Below are 1347 nucleotides of genomic sequence, written 5' to 3'. Positions count from 1 at the left end.
ACCCGTAGCCTCTGACCTTAATGAAGCAAACGCACTGATTGAAGAGTTGTGGGAACAGTTGCGCCACCTTACCGATAAACAAGCAACTAACTCCAAAAACTCATCGAAACCACCTTCGTCTGACAACCCTAAGGACAAGCATGAGCGAAAAAAGATCAAAGCTCTGGTGGTCGCAATTCGAGAGGAGCTAAAGAAGGCCACACAGGGCATCAACGAAAACTCTCACGACTGAAAGCAACGGATGTAGTTATCGATTGTTTTCCTGAAGTGTGCCCTTGCTGTGCCCAGTCAGATATCGATATTCAAGGTGGCCCTTACTACCGCCATCAGGTCTTCGATATTCCAAAACCCACTGTCGATATCACTGAATACCGTTTATTTTCAGGTCAATGCCGCCACTGCAAAGAAACAGTAAAAGCTCAAAAGCCCGACAATGCATCACAAGGGATTATCGGTCCCAATTTACTCAGCTACATTGGCGTTCTTGCTGGACAATATCACCTTAGTGTTCGGAAAATCCAATCACTGCTCAAAGAGCAACTCGGCACAACGTTTTCTGTTGGTGCGATTAGCGAAGCACAAACAAAAGTCGCTTCAATGCTGACTCCATTGCATCAAGCAATCAAACAAGCGTTAAAGAAGGCACCTTTGATTCATGCCGACGAAACCTCTCATCACCGAAATGATGAGCAAAGCCTTCGTTGGTGTTGGTTAGTGGCCAGTGATGATCTTGTCTATGAACAAATACTTTATTCGCGCTCGACCTCATCAGCGAAAAAAGTCATTGATGAAGACTATGCAGGCATCGTGGTCAGCGACCAGTGCCCAAGCTATAACTGGATAGCCGCAGACCGTCATCAGTTATGTTGGGCACATGTTAAGCGCAATCTTCAACAAATGGCGGATTATAGTGGTGGTGGGCATACTGCTTATATAGGAAGGCACCTATGTCTTCTGACGAATGTTCTCTTCCATACTCGACATCGTTATGAGCAAGGTGAATTGGATTATTCACGGTACTTACGGCGAATGCACAGGCTACAAAAATCGTTCGAGCATTGGTTGAGCAAAGGGACAGGTGTGATGGTCAAGCGGTATCGAGGGCGATGCAAGTTACTGCTCAAACATAGAGAGAGCTTGTGGGTTTTCCTCAAGAAAACGTCAATCCCCTTAACCAATAATGAAGCCGAGCGATGTATTAGAGGCTTTGTAATCCAAAGGAAAATTAGCTTCGGAACGACCTCAGATGCAGGCGATAAATTCCGTAGTCGTATCCACACACTCATCGAAACTTGCAAAAAGCGCGGCCTATCAGCAATGTCAGTTCTGAGTGAAATCATCACGTCA

Annotated in this window: 1 protein-coding gene; it reads left to right on the top strand. The window is 45.7% G+C overall.

Going from position 1 to position 1347, the window contains the following annotated elements; genetic code table 11:
* A protein-coding gene (tnpC, locus tag H5300_RS26680) for an IS66 family transposase (RefSeq protein WP_182797354.1) occupies positions 1 to 1347 on the top strand; the annotation gives its coding sequence in 2 pieces (ribosomal slippage) (positions 1 to 155 and positions 155 to 1347; 1348 coding nt annotated over the 2 pieces). This gene is flagged as partial in the annotation.

The organism is Vibrio sp. SG41-7, assembly GCF_014164465.1.
Taxonomy (GTDB): domain Bacteria; phylum Pseudomonadota; class Gammaproteobacteria; order Enterobacterales; family Vibrionaceae; genus Vibrio; species Vibrio splendidus.
This window is presented reverse-complemented; position numbering and strand designations above follow the sequence as displayed.